The sequence below is a fragment of the Streptomyces showdoensis genome, assembly GCF_039535475.1.
GTDB lineage: Bacteria > Actinomycetota > Actinomycetes > Streptomycetales > Streptomycetaceae > Streptomyces > Streptomyces showdoensis.
In genome coordinates, this window is sequence record NZ_BAAAXG010000026.1 from 1112585 (window position 1) to 1132890 (window position 20306).

The 20306-nt window shown below is 73.5% G+C and carries 17 protein-coding genes; 8 read left to right on the forward strand and 9 right to left on the reverse strand.

Features of this window, described 5'->3' with window-relative positions:
* Window positions 1-4 precede the first annotated feature (4 nt).
* Together ABD981_RS17765 and ABD981_RS17770 are read right to left on the reverse strand one after the other, a co-directional pair.
* Window positions 5-412 carry a RidA family protein gene (locus ABD981_RS17765; protein WP_046906564.1) on the reverse strand — a complete coding sequence of 136 codons (408 nt, stop codon included), beginning with the start codon at window positions 410-412 and terminating at the stop codon, window positions 5-7.
* The gene (locus ABD981_RS17770) at window positions 412-855 is read right to left on the reverse strand and encodes a carboxymuconolactone decarboxylase family protein (protein WP_046906563.1); all 444 of its coding nucleotides are present in this window, start codon (window positions 853-855) and stop codon (window positions 412-414) included. The genes ABD981_RS17765 and ABD981_RS17770 overlap by 1 nt, the downstream gene beginning before the upstream one ends.
* Here ABD981_RS17770 and ABD981_RS17775 point away from each other — a divergent pair.
* Window positions 845-1405: a MarR family winged helix-turn-helix transcriptional regulator gene (locus tag ABD981_RS17775; RefSeq protein WP_205628124.1), complete on the forward strand. Its 561-nt coding sequence runs from the start codon at window positions 845-847 to the stop codon at window positions 1403-1405. The genes ABD981_RS17770 and ABD981_RS17775 overlap by 11 nt on opposite strands.
* Window positions 1406-1571: 166 nt before the next feature.
* On the opposite strand, the gene ABD981_RS17780 is transcribed toward ABD981_RS17775, so the two are convergent.
* Window positions 1572-2561, reverse strand: coding sequence for an aldo/keto reductase (locus ABD981_RS17780; RefSeq protein ID WP_046906561.1), 990 nt, complete (start codon window positions 2559-2561; stop codon window positions 1572-1574).
* A gap of 168 nt (window positions 2562-2729) precedes the next feature.
* Window positions 2730-3317, reverse strand: coding sequence for an RNA 2',3'-cyclic phosphodiesterase (gene thpR / locus ABD981_RS17785; protein WP_046906560.1), 588 nt, complete (start codon window positions 3315-3317; stop codon window positions 2730-2732).
* Between the two features lie 58 nt (window positions 3318-3375).
* On the opposite strand from thpR, the gene ABD981_RS17790 reads away from it, so the two are divergent.
* The gene (locus ABD981_RS17790) at window positions 3376-3888 is read left to right on the forward strand and encodes a GNAT family N-acetyltransferase (protein WP_046906559.1); all 513 of its coding nucleotides are present in this window, start codon (window positions 3376-3378) and stop codon (window positions 3886-3888) included.
* Between the two features lie 110 nt (window positions 3889-3998).
* Here the strand turns inward: ABD981_RS17790 and ABD981_RS17795 are convergent, their stop codons facing one another.
* Complete coding sequence (locus ABD981_RS17795) at window positions 3999-5336, reverse strand: MFS transporter (RefSeq protein ID WP_046906558.1); 1338 nt, start codon at window positions 5334-5336, stop codon at window positions 3999-4001.
* 26 nt (window positions 5337-5362) lie between these two features.
* Entirely contained in the window at window positions 5363-5806 is a 444-nt protein-coding gene (locus ABD981_RS17800; RefSeq protein WP_046906557.1) for a MarR family winged helix-turn-helix transcriptional regulator, read from the reverse strand.
* A 132-nt stretch (window positions 5807-5938) separates the two neighbouring features.
* Between ABD981_RS17800 and ABD981_RS17805 the strand changes: the two genes are divergently transcribed.
* Window positions 5939-6193 carry a hypothetical protein gene (locus ABD981_RS17805; protein WP_046906556.1) on the forward strand — a complete coding sequence of 85 codons (255 nt, stop codon included), beginning with the start codon at window positions 5939-5941 and terminating at the stop codon, window positions 6191-6193.
* Here the strand turns inward: ABD981_RS17805 and ABD981_RS17810 are convergent.
* Entirely contained in the window at window positions 6163-7608 is a 1446-nt protein-coding gene (locus ABD981_RS17810) for an NCS2 family permease (protein WP_046906555.1), read from the reverse strand. The genes ABD981_RS17805 and ABD981_RS17810 overlap by 31 nt on opposite strands.
* 153 nt (window positions 7609-7761) lie before the next feature.
* Between ABD981_RS17810 and ABD981_RS17815 the strand changes: the two genes are divergently transcribed.
* The 4 genes from ABD981_RS17815 (at window position 7762) to ABD981_RS17830 (ending at window position 14021) form a co-directional block, all read left to right on the forward strand.
* Window positions 7762-8046 carry a DUF2530 domain-containing protein gene (locus tag ABD981_RS17815; protein ID WP_046906554.1) on the forward strand — a complete coding sequence of 95 codons (285 nt, stop codon included), beginning with the start codon at window positions 7762-7764 and terminating at the stop codon, window positions 8044-8046.
* 163 nt (window positions 8047-8209) lie between these two features.
* On the forward strand, window positions 8210-10621 hold the full coding sequence (locus ABD981_RS17820) for an HAD-IC family P-type ATPase (RefSeq protein WP_046906553.1): 2412 nt from the start codon (window positions 8210-8212) through the stop codon (window positions 10619-10621).
* 50 nt (window positions 10622-10671) lie between these two features.
* Complete coding sequence (locus ABD981_RS17825; RefSeq protein ID WP_046906552.1) at window positions 10672-11370, forward strand: 2-phosphosulfolactate phosphatase; 699 nt, start codon at window positions 10672-10674, stop codon at window positions 11368-11370.
* Between the two features lie 191 nt (window positions 11371-11561).
* Entirely contained in the window at window positions 11562-14021 is a 2460-nt protein-coding gene (locus ABD981_RS17830; protein WP_123954299.1) for a hypothetical protein, read from the forward strand.
* A gap of 185 nt (window positions 14022-14206) precedes the next feature.
* On the opposite strand, the gene ABD981_RS17835 is transcribed toward ABD981_RS17830, so the two are convergent.
* Both ABD981_RS17835 and ABD981_RS17840 read right to left on the reverse strand, forming a co-directional pair.
* Complete coding sequence (locus ABD981_RS17835; protein ID WP_046906551.1) at window positions 14207-17500, reverse strand: sacsin N-terminal ATP-binding-like domain-containing protein; 3294 nt, start codon at window positions 17498-17500, stop codon at window positions 14207-14209.
* Between the two features lie 132 nt (window positions 17501-17632).
* Window positions 17633-18556: a DUF3027 domain-containing protein gene (locus tag ABD981_RS17840; RefSeq protein ID WP_046906550.1), complete on the reverse strand. Its 924-nt coding sequence runs from the start codon at window positions 18554-18556 to the stop codon at window positions 17633-17635.
* A 335-nt stretch (window positions 18557-18891) separates the two neighbouring features.
* Between ABD981_RS17840 and ABD981_RS17845 the strand changes: the two genes are divergently transcribed.
* The gene (locus ABD981_RS17845; RefSeq protein ID WP_046906549.1) at window positions 18892-20271 is read left to right on the forward strand and encodes an MFS transporter; all 1380 of its coding nucleotides are present in this window, start codon (window positions 18892-18894) and stop codon (window positions 20269-20271) included.
* Window positions 20272-20306 lie beyond the last annotated feature (35 nt).

A 20306-nucleotide genomic window follows, 5' to 3' on the forward strand; every position in this document is an offset into this window, starting at 1 on the left:
CGGTCTAGGGGGCGTCGACGATCGCGTCGACCTCGATCTCCACCAGCCACAGCGGGTCGATGAAGCGCGAGACCTCCACGAAGGTCGTCACCGGGCGTATGTCCGCGAAGCGTTCGCCGTGGGCGCGGGCCGCTTCCTTCCAGGCCGTCACGTCGGTGAGCATGATGCGGGTGCGGACCACGTCCTCCAGCGTGGCCCCGGCCTCCTTGAGCGCGGCCTCGGCGATGTCCAGGCAGCGCACGGTCTGCGCGTGGACGTCGCCCGGGCCGACGGTGCCGCCGTCGGGGCCGATGGGCGCGGTGCCGGCGACGGCGACGTGCGCGCCCTTGCGGACGGCCCGGCAGAAGCCGATCTCGGGTTCGAGCGGGGACCCGGAGGCGATGTTCCTGCGGGGGGTGGTGCGGTCGGTCATCAGGCTGCTCTCGTCAGGCGGTTGGCGAAGGTGGAGACCGTGTACGTCCCTATGCCGAGGACGACCTCCAGGGCGTTCTGACGGGTGTAGCCGTGGGCGAAGAACGCCTCCAGCTCGGCGTCGGACACCGCGCCCGAGGCGGCGAGCACCTGGAGGGTGAAGCGGCGCACGGCGTCGAGCCGCGCGCGCTCGGGGGCCGGGCCGAGAGCGGCGAACTTCGCCTCGTGCATGTCGACGCAGAGGTGGCACTGGTTGCGGGCGGCGACGGTCAGGACGACGGTCTCGCGGGAGTGCGGGTCGAGGGTGGTCGACTCGAAGATCTCGCTGAGCTTGAGGAAGCCGTCGAGGGTGTGCGGCGACTCCTTGAGAAGGGCGACGGCCCCGGCGGTACGACTGGACAGGTCCTGCGGCACGGTGACTCCCCCGGCTAAGATGGACAACATGGTTGACCATGTCGATGGAGAAAACGTAAACCAGGTTGTCGATTCGCGCAAGGGGGTTTCCGGGACAGCCGGGCGCGCCGCCGCCGACCCGCCCGGCTTCATGCTGCCGATGCTCCTCTTCGCCGGCTTCCGCACCCTCATCGACCGCGTCCACACCGAACTCGCCGAGCAGGGCCACCCCGACCTGCGCCCGGCGCACGGCTTCGCACTCCAGGCCATCGGGCCCGGCGGCGCCACCGCCAGCGAGATCGGGCGCCGCCTCGGCGTCTCCAAGCAGGCCGCCGGCAAGACGGTCGACCGCCTCCTCGCCCTCGGCTACGCGGAACGCACCGACGACCCCGCCGACGCCCGCCGCAAACTGGTCCGCGTCACCCCCCGCGGCATCGACGCCCTCACCCGCTCCGCCGCCGCCTTCGACGCGCTGCGCGCCGAGTGGGCCGACCGGCTCGGCGCCGACCGCGTCCGCGACCTGGAGCAGGCGCTGGGCACGGTGGTCCCGCCCGGGACCGTCTCCCGTCTCGACGCGACGAGCTGGCTGGGCGGGACCTGACCGGGCGGGCGGGCCGCCGTCCGGGCGGGCCCGCCGTCCGGGCGGCCCGCCGTCCGGGCGGCCTCACCGCGCCGCCGGAATCACCGGGCCGCCGGGATCACCGGGCCGCCGGGATCACCGGGCCGCCGGAATCACCGGGATCACCGGGATCACCCGGCCGCCCGGATCACCAGGCGAAGGCCTCCGGCGAGGGACCCGGGCCCGGGAAGACCTCGTCCAGACCGGCCAGGAGCTCCTCGCCGAGCTCCGCCTCCAGCGCGCGCAGGGCGCCCTGGAGCTGCTCCGGGGTGCGCGGGCCGATGATCGGACCGGTCACCCCGGGCCGGGTGAGCAGCCAGGCCAGGGCCGTCTCGCCCGGGTCCGCGCCGTGCTTGGCCAGCAGGTCCTCGTACGCCTGGAGACGGGCCCGCGCCACCGGGTCGGCGAGCACCTCGGCGGCCCGGCCGGTGGCGCGCCGGCCGCCCTCGACCTCCTTGCGGATCACGCCGCCGAGCAGACCGCCGTGCAGCGGCGACCAGGGGATGACGCCCAGGCCGTACTCCTGCGCGGCCGGGATCACCTCCATCTCGGCGCGGCGCTCGTAGAGGTTGTAGAGGCACTGCTCGCTGACCAGGCCGACCGAGCCGCGCCGGGCGGCGGTCTCGTTGGCCTGGGCGATCTTGTAGCCGGGGAAGTTGGACGAGCCCGCGTAGAGGATCTTGCCCTGCCGCACGAGGACGTCGATCGCCTGCCAGATCTCCTCGAAGGGGGTCAGGCGGTCGACGTGGTGGAACTGGTAGACGTCGATGTAGTCCGTGCCGAGCCGCTTCAGGCTGGCGTCGACGGCCCGGCGGATGTTCAGCGCGGAGAGCTTGTCGTGGTTGGGCCAGGCCGCGCCGTCGGGGCCCATGTTCCCGTAGACCTTGGTGGCGAGGACGACCTTGTCGCGGTGGGCCGGGTCCTTGGCGAACCAGGAGCCGATGATCTCCTCGGTGCGGCCCTTGTCGTCACCCCAGCCGTAGACGTTGGCGGTGTCGAAGAAGTTGAGCCCCGCGTCGAGCGCGGTGTCCATGATGGCGTGACTGGTGGCTTCGTCCGTCTGCGGGCCGAAGTTCATCGTCCCCAGGACGAGTCGGCTGACCTTGAGTCCGGTGCGTCCGAGCTGCGTGTACTCCATGGGCGTCAAGCCAACGCCTTCGAGTGCGCTCGAAGCAAGGGCCTTCCGCGGCGGCACGGCGACCGCGCCGGGTCAGCCCACCACGGACGCCACCGCGATGATCGCGAACATCAGTACGAGCACGCCGGCCATGATCCGGTTTCGGGTCTTCGGGTCCACCCTCCGAGACTAACCCGGCCGGTCCCCCGCCCCCGCGCCGCCCAGGGGCCATGTGGTGACCGTCTCGTACCGCGGCCGTTCCCCGGGGGTGCCGCCGCCGGGCAGGTTGCTGCGCACCAGCGCCAGCTCCGCGACCTCCCAGCGGGTCCCCTCGAAGGCGTCCAGGGCGGTGACGAAGGGCCGCAGGTCCAGGTCCGTGCGGGAGCGGGCGACCGTGAGATGGGCCTGGTAGCGGCGGTGCTCGTCCATCGCGACGCCCGCCCGCCGGGCGGCCGCGTCCGCCCGCTCGGCCAGCAGCCGCAGGTCGTCGAGGTCGCCCGCCGCGCCCGTCCAGAGCACCGCACGCCCGAAGCGCCCGCCCCCGTGCAACCGGAGCGGGAAGGGCGCCGAGCGGTGGGCGGCCCGGCCGAGGCGGGCGCGCAGGTCCGGCAGCAGCGCCTCGTCGACCTCCCCCATGAACGCGAGGGTGAAGTGCCAGCCGGGCCGCGAGGTCCAGCGCAGCCGCCCGGCACCGGGCAGGTGGGCGAGCCGGTCGACCTCGTGGGCGAGCTCGGCGAGCTGCGCGGGCGGCGGCAGGACGGCGGCGAAAAGCCTCATACGGTGAGTGTGGCAGGGCGGGGGCGCGGACCGGAGGCCGCGGACTAGCCTCTGCCGGATGGACAACGTGATCACGATCAGGAAGGGCGGGGCAGCGGACGTCCCCGCGATGCTCGCCGTCCTCGACAGCGCCGTCGGCTGGCTCAACGGCAGGGGCATCACCGCACAGTGGGGCACCGAGCCGTTCAGCGCGCGGCCGAAGACGGTGGAACTGGTCGAGCGGGTCGCCGCCGAGGGGGTCCCGTGGATGGCCGAGGTCGACGGGGTGCCGGCCGGGACGCTGACCCTGACCCCGCACCCCGGCGCCTACGTGGAACCCGCCGGGGAGCCGGAGTCGTACGTCCGCTTCCTCGCCACCGACGCCCGCTTCCACGGCCTCGGCGTCGGCGCGGCGCTGCTCGCGCACGCGGCCGAGGAGACCCGGCGGCAGGGGATCTCGCTGCTGCGGGTGGACTGCTTCGCGGGGAGCGAGGGGCGGCTCGTCGCGTACTACGAGGGCCAGGGGTTCACCCGGACGGAGACGTTCACCGTCGGGGACTGGCCGGGGCAGGTGCTGGAGCGGCGGGTGTGACACCCGAGAGGGGGCGGGCCCACACGGGCCCGCCCCCTCTGCTCACGCCGTCCTTCGGATCACGCGATCCTTCGGGTCGCGCAGTCCCTCTCCTCACGCCGCCATTCGCATCACGCCGCCGTCGCCAGCCGCTCGCGCGGGACGAAGCGGACCTGGGGGTGGCCGTGGTGCCAGCCCAGGGCGAGCTTCAGACGGCCGACCCGGGCCAGGACCAGGCCGATGACGGCCGCCGCGGTCAGCGAGACCAGGCCGCCTGTCGCGAAGCCGACGCGGGCACCGTACGTGTCGGTGACCCAGCCCAGCAGCGGCGCGCCGATCGGGGTGCCGCCGGCGAAGACCATCATGTAGAGGCTCATCACCCGGCCCCGCATCGCCGGGTCCGTCGCCATCTGGACCGCCGAGTTCGCGCTGATGTTGACCGTCAGGCCGATCGCGCCGATCGGCACCAGCAGCAGCGCGAACAGCCAGAACGCCGGCGACAGCGCGGCCGCGATCTCCAGCGCGCCGAAGACGCCCGCCGCGACGACCAGCATCCGCAGCCGGGTCGAGCCCCGCCGCGCCGCGAGCAGCGCGCCCGCGAGGGACCCGGCCGCCATCAGGGTGTTGAGGAAGCCGTACGTACCGGCGCCGACGTGGAAGACCTCCTCGGAGAAGGCGGTCAGCCAGATCGGGAAGTTGAACCCGAACGTGCCGATGAAGCCGACGAGGACGATCGGCCAGATCAGGTCCGGGCGGCCGGCGACGTAGCGCAGGCCCTCCCGCAGCTGGCCCTTGCCGCGCGGGGCGCGCTCCACCTTGTGGAGCTCGCCGGTCCGCATCAACAGCAGGCCGACGATCGGGGCGAGGAAGGACAGGCCGTTGATCAGGAAGGCCCAGCCGCTGCCGATCGACGCGATCATCAGGCCCGCGACGGCGGGGCCGACGAGCCGGGCGGACTGGAAGTTCGCCGAGTTCAGCGAGACCGCGTTGCGCAGCTGTCCGGGGCCGACCATCTCGGAGACGAAGGACTGCCGGGCCGGGTTGTCGACCACGGTGACCATGCCGAGCAGGAAGGCGACCAGGTAGACGTGCCAGACCTGGATGGAGCCGGAGAGCGTCAGGACCGCCAGGGTCAGTCCGCACAGGCCGAGCGCGGCCTGGCTGACGAGGAGGAGGCGCCGCTTGGGGTAGCGGTCGGCGATGACGCCGCCGTACAGCCCGAACAGCAGCATCGGCAGGAACTGCAGGGCCGTCGTGATGCCGACGGCGGCGGCGGAGCCGGTGAGGCTCAGCACCAGCCAGTCCTGGGTGATCCGGGCCATCCACGTACCGGTGTTGGAGACGATCGCTCCGGTGAAGAACAGCCGGTAGTTCCGGATTCTGAGCGAGGAGAAGGTTTCCCCCCGCCCACGGGTCTTGAGGGTGGGTTTATGGACGGGTGCGGAGTCTGCTCCGGGTCCCGTACTCAAAGTGCGTCGCCTCCTCGGCTGCGGGGTCAGAGATGGGCGAGCTTCTCCAGGACCGGGGCGGCCGCGCGCAGCTTGGCCCATTCGTCCTCGTCCAGACCCTCGGCGAGGGAGGCCAGCCAGGCGTTCCGCTTGCGGCGGGACTCGTCGAGCATGGCCTCGGCCTGCTCGGTCTGGCGGACCACCTTCTGCCGGCGGTCGTCGGGGTGCGGCTCCAGCCGGACCAGTCCCTTGGCTTCGAGCAGCGCGACGATGCGGGTCATCGACGGCGGCTGGACGTGCTCCTTGCGGGCCAGCTCACCGGGGGTGGCCGAGCCGCAGAGCGACAGGGTGCCGAGCACCGACATCTCGGTGGGGCTCAGCGACTCGTCGACGCGCTGGTGCTTCAGGCGTCGGCTCAACCGCATCACGGAACTGCGGAGCGCGTTCACGGCCGCGGCGTCGTCGGCGGTGCCGTGGGACAGATCAGGCATAGTCCTTAGCGTAACTCATTACTCTTCCTAAAGACCAATCGAAAACGTGTAGCCGCCAACTGTCACCCGAACGAGTGAGAGCGATCCGGAAAGTGACGCACGGAGGCCTTCCGTGGCGCGACCCTGACGGGCATGGAATCGACCGTGTTCAGCCTGCGCCTCGACGGAGAGCTGCTCGAACGGCTCCGCGGGCACGCCGCCAGACGCGGAATGAGCGTCCAGGACTATGTCGTCCGGACGCTCATTCGCGAGGATTTCGACGAACGGTTCAAGACCGCCGTCGACGAGACCGAGAAGTTCTACGGGAAGCAGGCGGGGCACGAGGAGGCGGCCGCGCCGGCCGCCCCCCGCGCGCCTCACATCAGGCCGAGTGCCGGCATCGCGTAGTAGAAGACGAAGACAGCCGACACGACGTACATGGCCACCGGGACCTCGCGGCCCCGGCCGGCCGCCAGACGCAGCACGCTGAACGTGATGAAGCCGATGCCGATGCCGTTGGTGATCGAGTACGTGAACGGCATCATCACCATGGCCAGGAAGGCCGGAACGGCGATCGTGTAGTCGCTCCAGTCGATCTCCTTGATCGACCCGGCCAGGATCAGGAAGCCCACCGCCAGCAGGGCGGGGGTGGCCGCCTGCGAGGGGACCATCGTCGCCAGCGGCGTGAGGAACAGCGCGACCGAGAACAGCGCACCGGTCACCACCGAGGCCAGACCCGTGCGCGCGCCCTCGCCGACGCCCGCCGTGGACTCCACGAAGCAGGTGGTGGCGGAGGAGGAGGTGGCACCGCCGGAGGCGACGGCGAGGCCGTCGACCAGCAGGACCTTGTTGATGCCGGGGAAGTTGCCGTCCGCGTCCGTCAGCTTGGCCTCGTCGCCGACGCCGAGGATCGTGCCCATGGCGTCGAAGAAGCAGGACAGCAGGACGGTGAAGACGAAGAGGACGCCGGTCAGGACGCCGACCTTGGAGAAGCCGCCGAAGAGGCTGACCTGGCCGACCAGGCCGAAGTCCGGCGAGGCGACCGGGTTGCCCGGCCACTCCGGGGTGGTCAGGCCCCAGGACGGGATGTCGGCGACGGCGTTGATCACCATGGCGACCAGCGTCATGACGACGATCGAGATCAGGATCGCGCCCGGCACCTTGCGGATGATCAGGGCCAGGGTCAGCAGGGTGCCCAGGATGAAGACCAGCACCGGCCAGCCGGTGAGGTGACCGCCGGTGCCGAGCTGGAGCGGCACGGTGGTGTGCGCGGCGTCCGGGATCCGGGAGACGAAGCCCGAGTCGACCAGACCGATGAGCATGATGAAGAGGCCGATGCCGATCGCGATGCCCTTGCGCAGGCCGAGCGGTACGGCGTTCATGACGCGCTCGCGCAGACCCGTGGCGACCAGCAGCATCACGACCAGACCGGCGAGCACGACCATGCCCATCGCGTCCGGCCAGGACATCTTCGGCGCGAGCTGGAGCGCGACGACCGTGTTGACGCCGAGACCGGCGGCCAGGGCGATCGGCACGTTGCCGATGACGCCCATCAGCAGGGTCGTGAACGCGGCGGTGAGCACCGTCGCGGTGACCAGCTGGCCGCCGTCGAGCTGGTGGCCGTACATGTCCTTCGCGCTGCCCAGGATGATCGGGTTCAGCACGATGATGTACGCCATCGCGAAGAAGGTGGCGAAGCCGCCGCGGACCTCGCGGGCGACGGTGGAGCCGCGCTCGGAGATCTTGAAGTAGCGGTCGAGACCGGAGACGGGCCCTTGGGGGCTCTCCGGGGGCATGGCCTTGGCGGGGGCCGTGGTGCTCATGGGGGTTCCTCTTCGGAGGTTCAGAGAAGTCCTTTTTGGCGGTTCATACGAAGGGAACCCGCCAGAGGCAAACCGTTTCAGTATGAACACATGAACGAGCGAGCGTCCATCTCCGCGCGTAGATACGAAATCGGGCCGCCTAGACTGAGCCCCATGGCGAAGTGGACACCGAAGCACGAGGCACCCGAACCCCTTGAGGGCCCGGTCGTCGCCACCATCACGGGCGGCACGATCCTCTGGTTCGTCCTGTTCCTCGTCCAGGTCCCCTTCTACGGCTGGTTCGACGACCGGGACCTCGCCTGGTGGGTGTGGACCTGCCTGGCCGGCGCGGGCCTCGGCCTGATCGGCATCTGGTACGTGCGCAAGCGCGACGCGGCGATCAAGCGCCACGCGGCCGCGCAGGCGGCGACCGGACCGGACGCGCACCCCGCCCCGTAGCCCCGCAGCCCCGCAGCCCCGCAGCCCCAGGGACCCCTAGCCCTGGGGACCCGTGGCCCTGGGTGCCCCACGTAATCCCAGGGGACCATTCCCCTCCTCCCCCGGTCTGATCTTCGGACTTCTCGGCAGGTGTGCGCCCCTTTCCCGCCGTACCGTCGAAAACATGACTCAGCGGGCGAAGATCGACACCGACGGCGGGGGCACGGGACCGGCGGCGGGACCACCCGTCGTGCACCGCCCCTCGGGCCTGACCACCGCCGAGGTCGCCGAGCGGGTCGCCCGGGGCGAGGTCAACGACGTCCCGCTGCGCAGCTCCCGCTCCACCGCCGACATCGTCCGCGGCAACGTCTTCACCCGCTTCAACGCGATCATCGGCGTGCTGTGGGTGATCATGCTCTTCGTCGCGCCGATCCAGGACAGCCTCTTCGGCTTCGTGATCATCGCCAACACCGGCATCGGCATCGTCCAGGAGCTCCGCGCCAAGAAGACCCTCGACGGCCTCGCCGTCATCGGCGAGGCCAAACCCACCGTCCGCCGCGACGGCGCCGCCACCGAGATCTCGACCTCCGAGATCGTCCTCGGCGACCTCATCGAGCTCGGCCCCGGCGACAAGGTGGTGGTCGACGGCGAGGTCGCCGAGGCCGACAGCCTGGAGGTCGACGAGTCCCTGCTCACCGGCGAGGCCGACCCCGTCGTGAAGAAGCCCGGCGACCGGATGATGTCCGGCTCCTTCGTCGTCGCCGGCGGCGGCGCCTTCACCGCCACCAAGGTCGGCCGCGAGGCCTACGCCGCCCAGCTCGCCGAGGAGGCCTCCCGCTTCACCCTGGTCCACTCCGAGCTGCGCACCGGCATCTCCACGATCCTCAAGTACGTGACGTGGATGATGATCCCCACCGCCATCGGGCTGATCATCAGCCAGCTCGTCGTCAAGGACAACGACGTCAAGGAGTCGATCGCCCGCACGGTCGGCGGCATCGTCCCGATGATCCCCGAGGGCCTGGTGCTGCTCACCTCCGTCGCCTTCGCCATCGGCGTGATCCGGCTCGGCCGCAAGCAGTGCCTGGTGCAGGAGCTCCCCGCCATCGAGGGCCTCGCCCGGGTCGACGTCGTCTGCCTCGACAAGACCGGCACCCTCACCGAGGGCGGCATGGACGTCACCGACCTGCGGCTCCTCGACGGGGCCGACGAGAGCTACGTACGCAGGGTGCTCGGCGCCCTCGGCGAGTCCGACCCGCGCCCCAACGCCTCCCTCCAGGCCATCATCGACGCCTACCCGGACACGGTGGACTGGCGCTGCACCGAGTCGCTGCCCTTCTCCTCCGCCCGCAAGTACAGCGGGGCCGCCTTCAGCGAGGGCGACGGCGAGAACTCCACCTGGCTGCTCGGCGCCCCCGACGTGCTGCTCCCGCCCGGCGACCCGTCCCTCGGCGAGGTCGACCGGCTCAACGAGCAGGGCCTGCGGGTCCTGCTGCTCGCCCGCGCCGCCGCCGAGCTCGACTCCCCCGAGGTCGCCCGGGGCGCCCGCGCCACCGCCCTCGTCGTCCTCGAACAGCGGCTGCGGCCCGACGCCGCCGACACCCTCGCCTACTTCGCCGACCAGAACGTCGCCGCCAAGGTCATCTCCGGCGACAACGCGGTCTCCGTCGGCGCCGTCGCCGGCAAGCTGGGCCTGCCCGGCGCCGCGAACACCGTCGACGCCCGCACCCTGCCCGCCGAGCCGGAGGCCATGGCGGAGGTCCTCGACGACAACGCCGTCTTCGGCCGCGTCACCCCGCAGCAGAAGCGCGACATGGTCGCCGCCCTCCAGTCCCGCGGTCACACCGTCGCCATGACCGGCGACGGCGTCAACGACGTCCTCGCCCTCAAGGACGCCGACATCGGCGTCTCCATGGGCTCCGGCTCCGAGGCCACCCGGGCGGTCGCCCAGATCGTCCTCCTCAACAACTCCTTCTCCACCCTCCCGTCGGTGGTCGCCGAGGGCCGCCGGGTCATCGGCAACATCACCCGGGTCGCGACGCTCTTCCTCACGAAGACCGTCTACTCGGTGCTCCTCGCGATCCTGGTGGTCTGCTCCCAGGTCGAGTACCCGTTCCTGCCCCGGCACCTGACCCTGCTGTCCACGCTGACCATCGGCGTCCCCGCGTTCTTCCTGGCCCTCGCCCCCAACAAGGAGCGCGCCAAGCCCCACTTCGTCCGCAGGGTGATGCGGTACGCGATCCCGGCCGGCGTCATCGCGGGCGCCGCCACCTTCACCACGTACCTCCTGGCCCGCCACTACTACACCGGCCCCGACGCCCTCGACGCCGAGACCAGCGCGGCCACCCTCACCCTGTTCCTGGTCTCGATGTGGGTGCTCGCGATCATCGCCCGCCCCTACACCTGGTGGCGGATCGCCCTGGTGGCCGCGATGGGCGGCGCCTTCCTGCTCGTCCTCGTCGTCCCCTGGCTCCAGGACTTCTTCGCCCTGAAGCTGGTCGGCGTGACGATGCCGTGGACGGCGGTCGCGATCGCGGCGGCGGGGGCGGCGGTGCTGGAGTTCGTGTGGCGGTGGGTGGGACGCAGGTTCCCGGCCTGATTCCGCCCGCAAGCCCGCCGGAAGGCCGGCGCGCCCGCCAGAATGACGCGATGGATCATCACTTCGTCGGCATACCGGAGTTGACCGGTGTCCCCCGCGTCGCGGTCGTCATCGACGTCATGCGCGCCTTCACCACGGCCGCCTGGGCCTTCTCGCGCGGCGCCGAACGGATCGTCCTCGCTCCGACCGAGGGCGAGGCGCTCGCCCTGAAGGAACGTCACCCCGGCTGGCTGGCCCTGAAGGACGGGCCCCCGGCGGCGGGCTTCGACGCGGTGAACTCGCCCGGCCTGCTCCGGTCCCGCGACTTCACCGGCCGCACGCTGGTGCAGAAGACGACGGCGGGCACGGTGGGGGCGCTGGCCGTCGCCGACGCCCCGCTCGTCCTCTGCGCGAGCTTCGTGGTGGCCGGCCCCACCGCGAGCCTCCTGCGGAGCGGGGCCCCGGGTCCGGTGACCTTCGTCGTCACCGGCGAGGGCGGCCGGGCCGACGAGGACCTGGCCTGCGCCGAGTACATCGGGCGGCGCACGGCCGGGGACGAGGTCGAGGCGGCCCCGTACCTCCACCGCGCGCGGACCTCCCGCGCCGCGGCGGAGCTCGCCGCCGGGCTGCGGAGCGGCTTCCACCCGGACGACGTCGAGCTCTGCCTGGAGGTCGACCGGTTCCCCTTCGCGCTGCTGGCCCGCCGCGAGGACTCCCTCACGGTGCTCCGCCCCGTCACACCGCCCGGCGCGCCGTCCGACCCGCGCTGAACCCGCTGGTTCCGTACGGAACCCCGCACGGAACCCGTACGGAACCCGTGCGGGGATCCGTACAACCTTTCGCCCCCTCACGTGTCTTGCCTGTGCTACAGCAGTGACGAGTGGGGTGTGGGGGGACGCGGGTGCGTCGTACGAGCCGTACGAAGAGATGGACAGCGGTCGCCGGAGTGATGTGCGGGACCATGGCGGCCACCGCGCTGCTCGCGGCCCCGGCCGGGGCGGAAGAGGGCGGGCCGGCCGCGTCGGCGCCCGTGGCGGAGGCCGGCCCGGCACCGCGTTCGGCGCAGCTCGCCAACGGCGACCGGGCCACGCTCGACGCCGCCGGCGGGCTGCGGGTGACCGGGCCGGACGGGGCGGCCCCGGGCTCGTACCGCTTCTCCTCCGTGCACGGCAGGACCGAGGTGACGCCGACCGCGGACGGCCCGGCCCGCGGCACGGCGACCACGGTCCTGGGCGGCGGCACGGAGGCGCCCGCCCGCACGTCCCGCGCCGCCGTCGCGAACCAGCGGGTGAAGATCGACCTGGTCAACGCGAACCACTTCGGCGGGCTCATCCACGTCTGGAACCGCCGGACCTGGCAGTACTACGACGTGAAAGAGGAGCAGTGGGACGACTACGGCACCGTCTCCCTGCCGCCGGGTGACTACCTGACCATCGGGCTCTACGCCAACTGGCAGCAGGACAGCCACCTCCTGTCGAAGACCTTCACGGTCGGCGCCGCCCCGCTGACCGTGACCCTGGACGCCCGGCTCGCCAAGCCGACCCGCATCGGCGTCGACGACCCGAGCGCGGTCCGCCAGTCCGCCGACATCTGGTTCACCCTCCCCGGCGGGAGCATCGCCGGATCCGTGGGCGGCTGGGGCGAGCAGGTGTACGTGACCCCGCTGTCCCTGCCGGGCGTCACGCTCTCGGTGCACGAGGTGCTGGGCCGCAAGGGCTCCACCGGCAGCCGGCCCACCCCGTACCGCTACGACCTCGTCCACCGCTTCACGAACGGCGTCCCGGCCAACCCGGTCGCCCAGGTGCGCACCGCCGACCTGACCCGTACGCGCACCACCGTCAAGGTGGACGGCGCGGGGCTCACCGCGAACCTCGCGGTGTACCCGTCGCTCGGCGAGAGCAGCGGGACCTTCGCGTCGGGCACGGTCCCCGCCGGGGCGCCCTTCACGCACTACCTCACCCCCGGCATCACCTTCGAGCGACTGCTGTCGCGGTCGGGCCTGCAGACGAACCTGCCGCCGCTGAACGGTCCGAAGGGGCAGGCGCTGCCCGCCGAGGCCTTCGGCCAGGCGCCCTTCACCCTCAACGCGGGCGGCCGCTCCGCCTCGACCTGGCGCCGCGGCACCCTCGTCCTGCAGGAGCGCCAGCTGGCCGGGCCGTCCGGCGAGACCGGCACCGACTTCCACGCGACGCACAGCTACCGGGTCACCGCCGAGGGGCAGGAGCTGGGCCGCTCGGGCACGCTGGCCTCCCACGAGCAGTACTCCCTGCCCGTGAACCAGCACGCCACCTACGGCATCCACCACACCCTCACCCGCACCGGGGCGCAGAGCCGGCTGTCCCCGCGCATCGAGACCGACTGGCTGCTCTCCAGCAGCATGCTCGGCCTCTACAACACCTTCGCGCTCCCGGTCATCGAGGCCCGCGTCGACGTCCCCGGCCTCGACCTCCGCAACCGCGCGGCGGCCGGACCGGCCTCCGTCACGGTCTCCCTGGCCAACCGGCAGGCCTCGTACGCCGCCACCCTCACCTCGGTCGAGTACTCCACCGACGACGGCGCGACCTGGCGCACCGCCCCACTCACCGCCGAGGGCGCCTCCGGCACGGCCACGGTCGACGTGCCCGCGGGCGCGGGCTTCGTCTCCCTGCGGATCAGCGGGCAGGACAACGGCGGCGGCACCGTCCGGCAGACGATCACCCGGGCCTTCGGCGGCCCCGCGGCGCAGCAGCCGCTGCGGATCGGCTCCGTCCCGGTCAGCGGCGTGACCGTGAACGGCGGACGCCCGGTCGTCGCCCCGCAGCCCGTCGAGGGCACGTTCCCGGCCCGCTTCACCGTCTCGTCCCCCTCGGGCGTGGAGACGGCGGGCGTCGTCCTGTACCACGGCGCCTTCGACAACCCGGACGGCGCGACGGCCGCCCCCGCCTCCTGCACCCGGCGGGTGGCGAGCCCCGTCCACGACTGCGTCGCCCAGCTCGGCTTCGGCACCACCGGACCCGGGCTCGACAAGCTGGCCGGCACCTGGTCCGTGGCCGTCTGGGCCCACTCGGCCGACCGGACGGCCCAGTTCTACGGCGGCGTCCCCGGCGGCGTCGCCGTCCAGCGCGCCACCTCCCTCACCATCACCGCCACCCCGCAGCCCCTCACCCGCGGCAAGACCCTCACCGTCACCGGGAAGCTGTCCGGCGCGGCCTGGGAGTACGGCGCCCCGACCGGCCTCGCGGGCCAGAAGGTCGAGCTCCAGTTCCGCAAGGCGGGCCCGGGCACGACGTGGTCGACCGTCGGCACCGGCGTCACGAACGCCACCGGCACCGTCACCGTGAAGCGGGCCGCGTGGAGCGACGGCGGCTGGCGCCTCCGGTTCGCGGGCACGACGGCCGCGGCCGGTTCGTACTCGTGGGTCGACAACGTCGACGTGCGCTGACCCCTGGACGCACGCGAAGGGCCCCGGTCGCACGGCGCGACCGGGGCCCTTCGCGTTCTCCGTCCGTTCCAGGCCGGGCCGGGCCGGGTCCGGGGCGGGTCCGGGCCGGGTCCGGGCGGGTCCGGGCCGGGTCCGGGCGGGTCCGGCCGGGTCCGGGCGGGTCCGGGCCGGCCCTGCCCGTCCCGTCAGTCGAACCAACGGTCCCGGGCCAGTTCCGCCGTCCGCGACGGGTCCTCCAGGAGCGCCGCCACCTCGAAGCGGCGCGGCCACTGCCCCGCCGCCCAGGCGAGGCCCGCGGCGACGCCCTCCAGGGTGGCGGCGTGGAGGACGCCGTCGGGGGTGCGGCGCCAGTCGAGTTCGACGCCGGCCGCACGCAGTTCCTCGTGCTCGACGTACGTGCCGGGGGTCGCGGGGCCGAGCAGCGCGTGCACCGCCGACGGCACCTCGTGCTCCTCGCCCACCGTCGTCACCTCGGCCTCGACCGCCTCGCTCAGACGGCGCACCTGGAACAGCTCGGCCAGCTCGGCCGCCCGGTCCGGCGCTACCGGCAGCAGCGGCAGGCCCGCCGCCAGCGGCAGCAGGTCGGGGGCGTCGGCGACCAGCGCCTCGGCCGCGTCGACGACGACCAGGGCGCCGTCCACCACCGCGCGCAGCTCGTCCGGGAGGGTGACCTGCTCGGGGTCGAGGTCGGCCAGGGCCGTGTACAGGGCGTGCAGCTGGGCGCCCGACACCTCGCGGGACGGGTCGGCGAGCCGGCCCAGGAGCTCGGCGGCACCGCCCGGCTCGTCCAGGAGCGCCGGGACGGACGTCCGTACGCCCAGGGCGCGCAGGACCTGCTCGTCCTCGAAGCCGGTCGCGTCGACGGAGTCGTACAGGCCGAGCAGGAGCGGGTCCGTGCCCTCGGCGCGCAGTCCGGCGGGGCGCCGCCCGTCGAGGACGGGGTGGTCGCGCAGCCACCAGGCGGTGTACGAGCGCACGGTCTCCGTGGTGCCGTCCGGCAGCAGCACCCGCACCGGCTGGGTCAGCGCGTCCCGCAGCGGCGGGCGGGCCAGCAGGGCCAGCGCCTGCGGCCAGGCGTCGTCGTCGACCAGGTCCAGGTCCCGGACCGCCACGATCTCCGTCGCGACCGGCGGCACCGGGGTCTCCGGCAGCCGGTCGAGGACGTCCTCGCACCACACGTCGACGGCGTCCAGGAGTCCCGCGTCGTCGGGTTCGGCGAAGTCGCCCTCGCGGGGCTCCAGCTCGTCCGGGTCGAGGACGAGGTCGGCGGCCCGGACCAGGGCGAAGTCCGCGAGGACGCCGCACGCGGCGAGCGGCTGCTCGCCCCAGCGGTCGGCCAGCTCCTGGTCGACCAGGGCCAGTTCGCCCTCGCGCATCACGGCGGCGAAGGCCGAGCCCGGCAGCACCAGCTCGCCCGCCGGAGCGGGCTCGCCGTCCTCGTCGGGCAGCGCGAGCGCGCCGAGCCAGGGCTCGTCGCCGGGGGCCAGGTCGGCGTCCCGGACGAGCGCGAGGACCGTCTCGGCGAGCTCCTCGGCGTCCAGCGTGTCGGCGTCCTCGTCCCAGATCTCGCCCGCGTCGAGCGAGGCCGCGACGGCCGCCCTGACCTGCGGGGTCGTCAGCACGGCCCGGGGCGTGGCCGGGAGCGCGCCGAGCTTCTCCAGGAGCGGGTGGGCGGCCTCCGGGTGCGCGACCTTGAGGCCGAGCCGGGTCAGCTCGGCGGGGGTGCGCTCCTGCGGCAGGAGGACCTGGCGCGGCCCGATGGTGGTCCGCACCCGCGAGGGCTGCACCCCGCCGCCGAGGCCGCCGAGGCCCCCGTCGATGCCTTCCGCGCCGTCGACGTCACCGATGTCACCGATGTCACCGATGTCACCGACGCCGTACGGCTCGGGCGACGCCGCCCCGGGCCGCTCTCCCTCCGGCACGGCCAGCGGCACCGGAAGGCCCGTCAGCCGGTCCGGGTCGACGCCCGCCAGCGAGTCGTAGAGGCGCCACCACCAGGACGGCGCCCGGTCCACGCCCGCGAGCCGGTCCACGGCCTCGGTCAGCGGCACCCGGCCGACGCCCAGCGTGCGCAGCTCCACCCGGCGCTCCAGGCCCGCGGGGAGCAGCGTCGGGAACACCTCGGCCAGCACCTCGACCGTCTCGGCGCCCGCGCCCTCCACGACCTCGGCCTCGATCGGCCGCAGCGCGGGCAGCTCCTCGGAGGCGGTGGCGGGGGCCAGGAAGGCGACCCGCGGCAGCCGCTCCAGGACCGCGGCGCGCAGGGCGCCGTCGAGGGGGCCCTTGCCGAGCGGGCCGGGCACGAGGTCGAGGGTGGCGGGGGTCACCGGCTGCCACTCGGCGAGGAGTTCGGCGTAGGCGTCGCCCGCCCGCTGTACCAGGAAGTCGGTGAGCGGACCGGGCGCCGGGTGGCGGCGGGCGGTGTCCAGCGGGAAGGACGCGATGAGCAGGGCGGGGATGCCGAGCGGCTCGTCGGTGGGGGTCGGGGCGTGCACGACGGCGCTGGTACGGGGGTACTGCGGGGCGCCTTCCGCGTCCACGGGCACGGCCCAGGTGACCGACCAGTGCGGGCGCAGCCGCTCCTCGACGGGACGGTCCTTGAGCAGGGCCGGGTCGAGCGGGCCGGCCTGGCTGACGGTCCGCCAGCGGTGCGTGCCGGCGGCCCGGTCGGCGGAATCGGCCGTGTCGCTGATGGTCACGTAGCCGTCCCGCTCGTCCCGCACCAGGGAGCGGATGCCGGCCGCCGTCTCGACGACGACCTCGGTGAGGCCGGGGAGGGTGAGCAGGAGGGCGTCGTCGATCGAGTCGAGCAGGCGTTCGGCGAGGTCGACGGCGGCGGAGTCGCGCAGGGGCAGCACGACGACCGTGTCGTAGCCGTCGGGCGCGGTGCCCTCGGCGGGCAGCGGGAGCCGCAGCAGCGGTACGTGGCCGTCGCGGCGGCGGAGTTCGTCGCCGAGGCCGGGGCTGTGCCGGGCCGCGTCCGCCGCGAGTTCGCGGGCCTCCGCGAGGGACCAGCGGACGCCGCCGTGGCGGCCGAGGACGGCCGGCTCGTCGGAGACGGCGAGGACGGCGGCGAAGCCGACGCCGAACCGGCCCACGGAGGTGGTGTCGTGCGCGGTCCGCTTGGCGGAGGCGCGGAGCGTGGACAGGCTCTCCACGCCGGTGGCGTCCAGCGGGGCGCCGGTGTTGGCGGCGGCGAGGACGGCGGGGCCGTCGGAGTCGGCCGGGTGCAGGGTGAGCCGGAGCCGGCCGGTGACGCCGGCGCGGGCGGCGGCGTCGGCCGCGTTCTGGGCCAGTTCCACGACGAGCCGGTCGCGGTAGCCGCCGAGGACCAGGTCCTCCTCGGCGTTGGCGTCCTCCCGGAAGCGGGCGGGTCCCGCGCCCCACGCGTCGAGGACGCCTCTGCGGAGCCGTGCGGTACCGAAGGGGTCGGTTCCGTCGGTCGACGTCCTGACGCTGACGTTCACGTCTGACTCCACTCTGCGGGACGGGGAAGGTGGCCGGTGCCCGAAGGTACCGCGCCGTACCGCAGGACCGGCGTGGGGGCGCGTGCCCCCGTGGGGGCGCGCGGGGGCAATACCGCGCCCGCCCCGATGACCCCGCCGGGTCGGCTACGAGTGGCCCAGGTCGTCCGAGCTCGTGTCGGGTTCCGTCGTCGAGCCCGAGTCCTTCGCCGGGCGGAGGGGGAACTCGTCCGCGGCCATCGAGTCCAGCACCGGCGGTGCCGGCCGCGGCGGCTTCGGCATGACCGCGGCCTCGGAGTGGCCCCCGCAGCCGTACGACAGGGAGACGACCCGGCCGTCCGCGGGCGAGAACTCGTTGGCACACACACCGAACGCCTGCTTCAGCGAGCCGGCCATCGGCACCAGGAAGGCGCAGGAGACACAGGTCGCCGGTGCCGCCTGCGCCATCGGCGTCTTCGCCCCGAAGGCCTCGTCCCAGCGGTCCGCCGCCACGTGCAGGCCGTAGCGGGACAGCACCCGGGCGCGGCGCATGCCGAGCTCCTCGGCGACCGCGCCGATCGCGCCCCGGGACGGCGTACGGGAGACGATCTCCGCGTCCTCGACGTCCAGGTGGTCGGCCAGCTCCTCGGAGACCGCCGAGTTCGGCGGCGGCGCGTCCTCGCCCGAGTAGCCGGGCTCCAGACGCAGGTCGTCCGCCTCGGTGGGCAGCAGGTCGCCCGGGCCCATGTCGCCGGGCCGCAGCCGCTCGCTCCACGGCACCCACTCGGGCGCGAGCAGGGCGTCGGAGCCGGGCAGCAGGACGGTTTCGTCAAGCGTGACGTTCTTCGCTCGGGAGGCGCGGGTGACCGTCACGGCCCACCGCCAGCCGCGGTAACCGGGCTCCTTGCACTCGAAGAAGTGCGTGACGACCCGGTCGCCCTCGGCGATCGCCTCGACGTGCTCCCCGACGATGCCGGGGGCGGCCGCCTCCTCGGCGGCCTCGCGGGCGAGCTCTACGGCCTCGACGCAGAGGCGGTCGGGGGTACGCGTGGCTCGCGGGGTACGCGGGGTTCGCGTCGTCGCAGCACTCACAGGTCTCGCTTCTCTCCTACGCCGTCTCACGGGTGCGCCGGCCGAGGAGCGGGAGCGAAGTCCCGGGTCGTGGGCGGAGCGGACCAGAGGGCCGCATCGACGTCCACGCCCGACATGACTCGCGCGTCTCGGGCACACCTATCGTCATCCATTCTGCGGGATGCCGAAGAGGCGCGCGGCCGAGAACATCCGCCGGTGACGCGCTACGCACGCTACCCTCTCCGCCGCCCGCCGCCCACCTGCCCGTACCAAACGGCCCGCATCGCGGACGATCGAGGAGTTCCTCCGGGCCGCGCCACGGTTCGTTCGAGGGGCGCGTGGGGCACTATGACGGAGTGGCAGCCGCACGGTCTTCCGCACGATCCCACGATCATGCCGGGCCGCTCAGCCGAGCGGGCCGGAAGCTCGGGCGCGCCCTCCACCTGCCCTTCACCGGTACGGCCAGGGGCATCCGGCGGGCCACCCACGCGCACGGCGCGGGCGAGTCGGGCCTGGGCAAGCTCATCGAGCTGCACGCCGTGAACGGCGCGGGCGACGTCATGATCACCGTCGCGCTCGCCACCACGGTCTTCTTCGCCGTGCCGACGGACGAGGCGCGCGGCCGTGTCGCGCTCTACCTCGGCATCACGATGCTGCCCTTCACCCTCCTCGCCCCCGTCATCGGCCCGCTCCTGGACCGCATCCCGCACGGCCGGCGCGCCGCCATGGCCGGCGCGATGCTGACCCGGGCGGTGCTGGCCGTCGCCATGTCCGGGGCGGTCGCCACCGGCGGGCTCCAGCTGTACCCGGCGGCGCTCGGCGTGCTCGTGGCGTCGAAGGCGTACGGGGTGGTGCGCAGCGCCGTCGTGCCGCGGCTGCTGCCACCGAACTTCTCCCTGGTGAAGGCGAACTCCCGGGTGACCCTCGCCGGGCTGCTCGCCACCGGCATCGCCGCGCCCATCGGGGCCGGCCTCCAGCTGATCGGGCCGGCCTGGCCGCTGTACGGGGCGTGCGCACTGTTCCTGCTGGGCACCTTCTGGGCGCTGCGGATGCCCCACAAGGTCGACTCGGCGAAGGGTGAACGGCGGGCGCACCTGCTGACGCACGGCGAGAAGAAGCCGAGTCTGCGCACGGTCGGGCCATCCGTCCTGCACGGGCTCCAGGCGAACGCCTCGCAGCGGATGCTGTCGGGTTTCCTGATCTTCTTCCTGGCGTTCCTGCTGCGCGTGCACCCGCTGTCGGGGCAGAGCGCGGCGGTCTCGCTGGGCATCGTGGGCGTGGCGGCGGGCGTCGGCAACGCGTGCGGCACGGCGGTCGGCTCGCTGCTGCGGGACCGGGGGCACGGGCCCGAGGTGATCATCGCCACGATGCTGTCGGCGGTGCTGGGCACCGCGATCTGCACGGCGATCTTCTTCGGCGGCCTGATGGTCGCCGTCCTCGGCGCGGTGGCCGGCCTGACCCAGGCCCTGTCGAAGCTGTCCCTGGACGCGCTGATCCAGCGCGACGTGCCGGAGGTCGTCCGCACCTCGGCGTTCGCCCGTTCGGAGACGGCGCTGCAGATGGCGTGGGTGGTGGGCGGCGGGATCGGCATCGCGCTGCCGCTGAACGGAACGGTGGGCATGTCGGTGGCGGCCGGGATCCTGGCGGTCGGCGCCTCGCTCTCGGTACGGGGCCTGCTGACGGCGGCACGGCGGCAGAAGGGCCGGGGCGGGACCGCGAAGGCCCGGGTGGCGTAGGGGCGGGCTGGTGCGGGGACCCGGGACGAATGCAT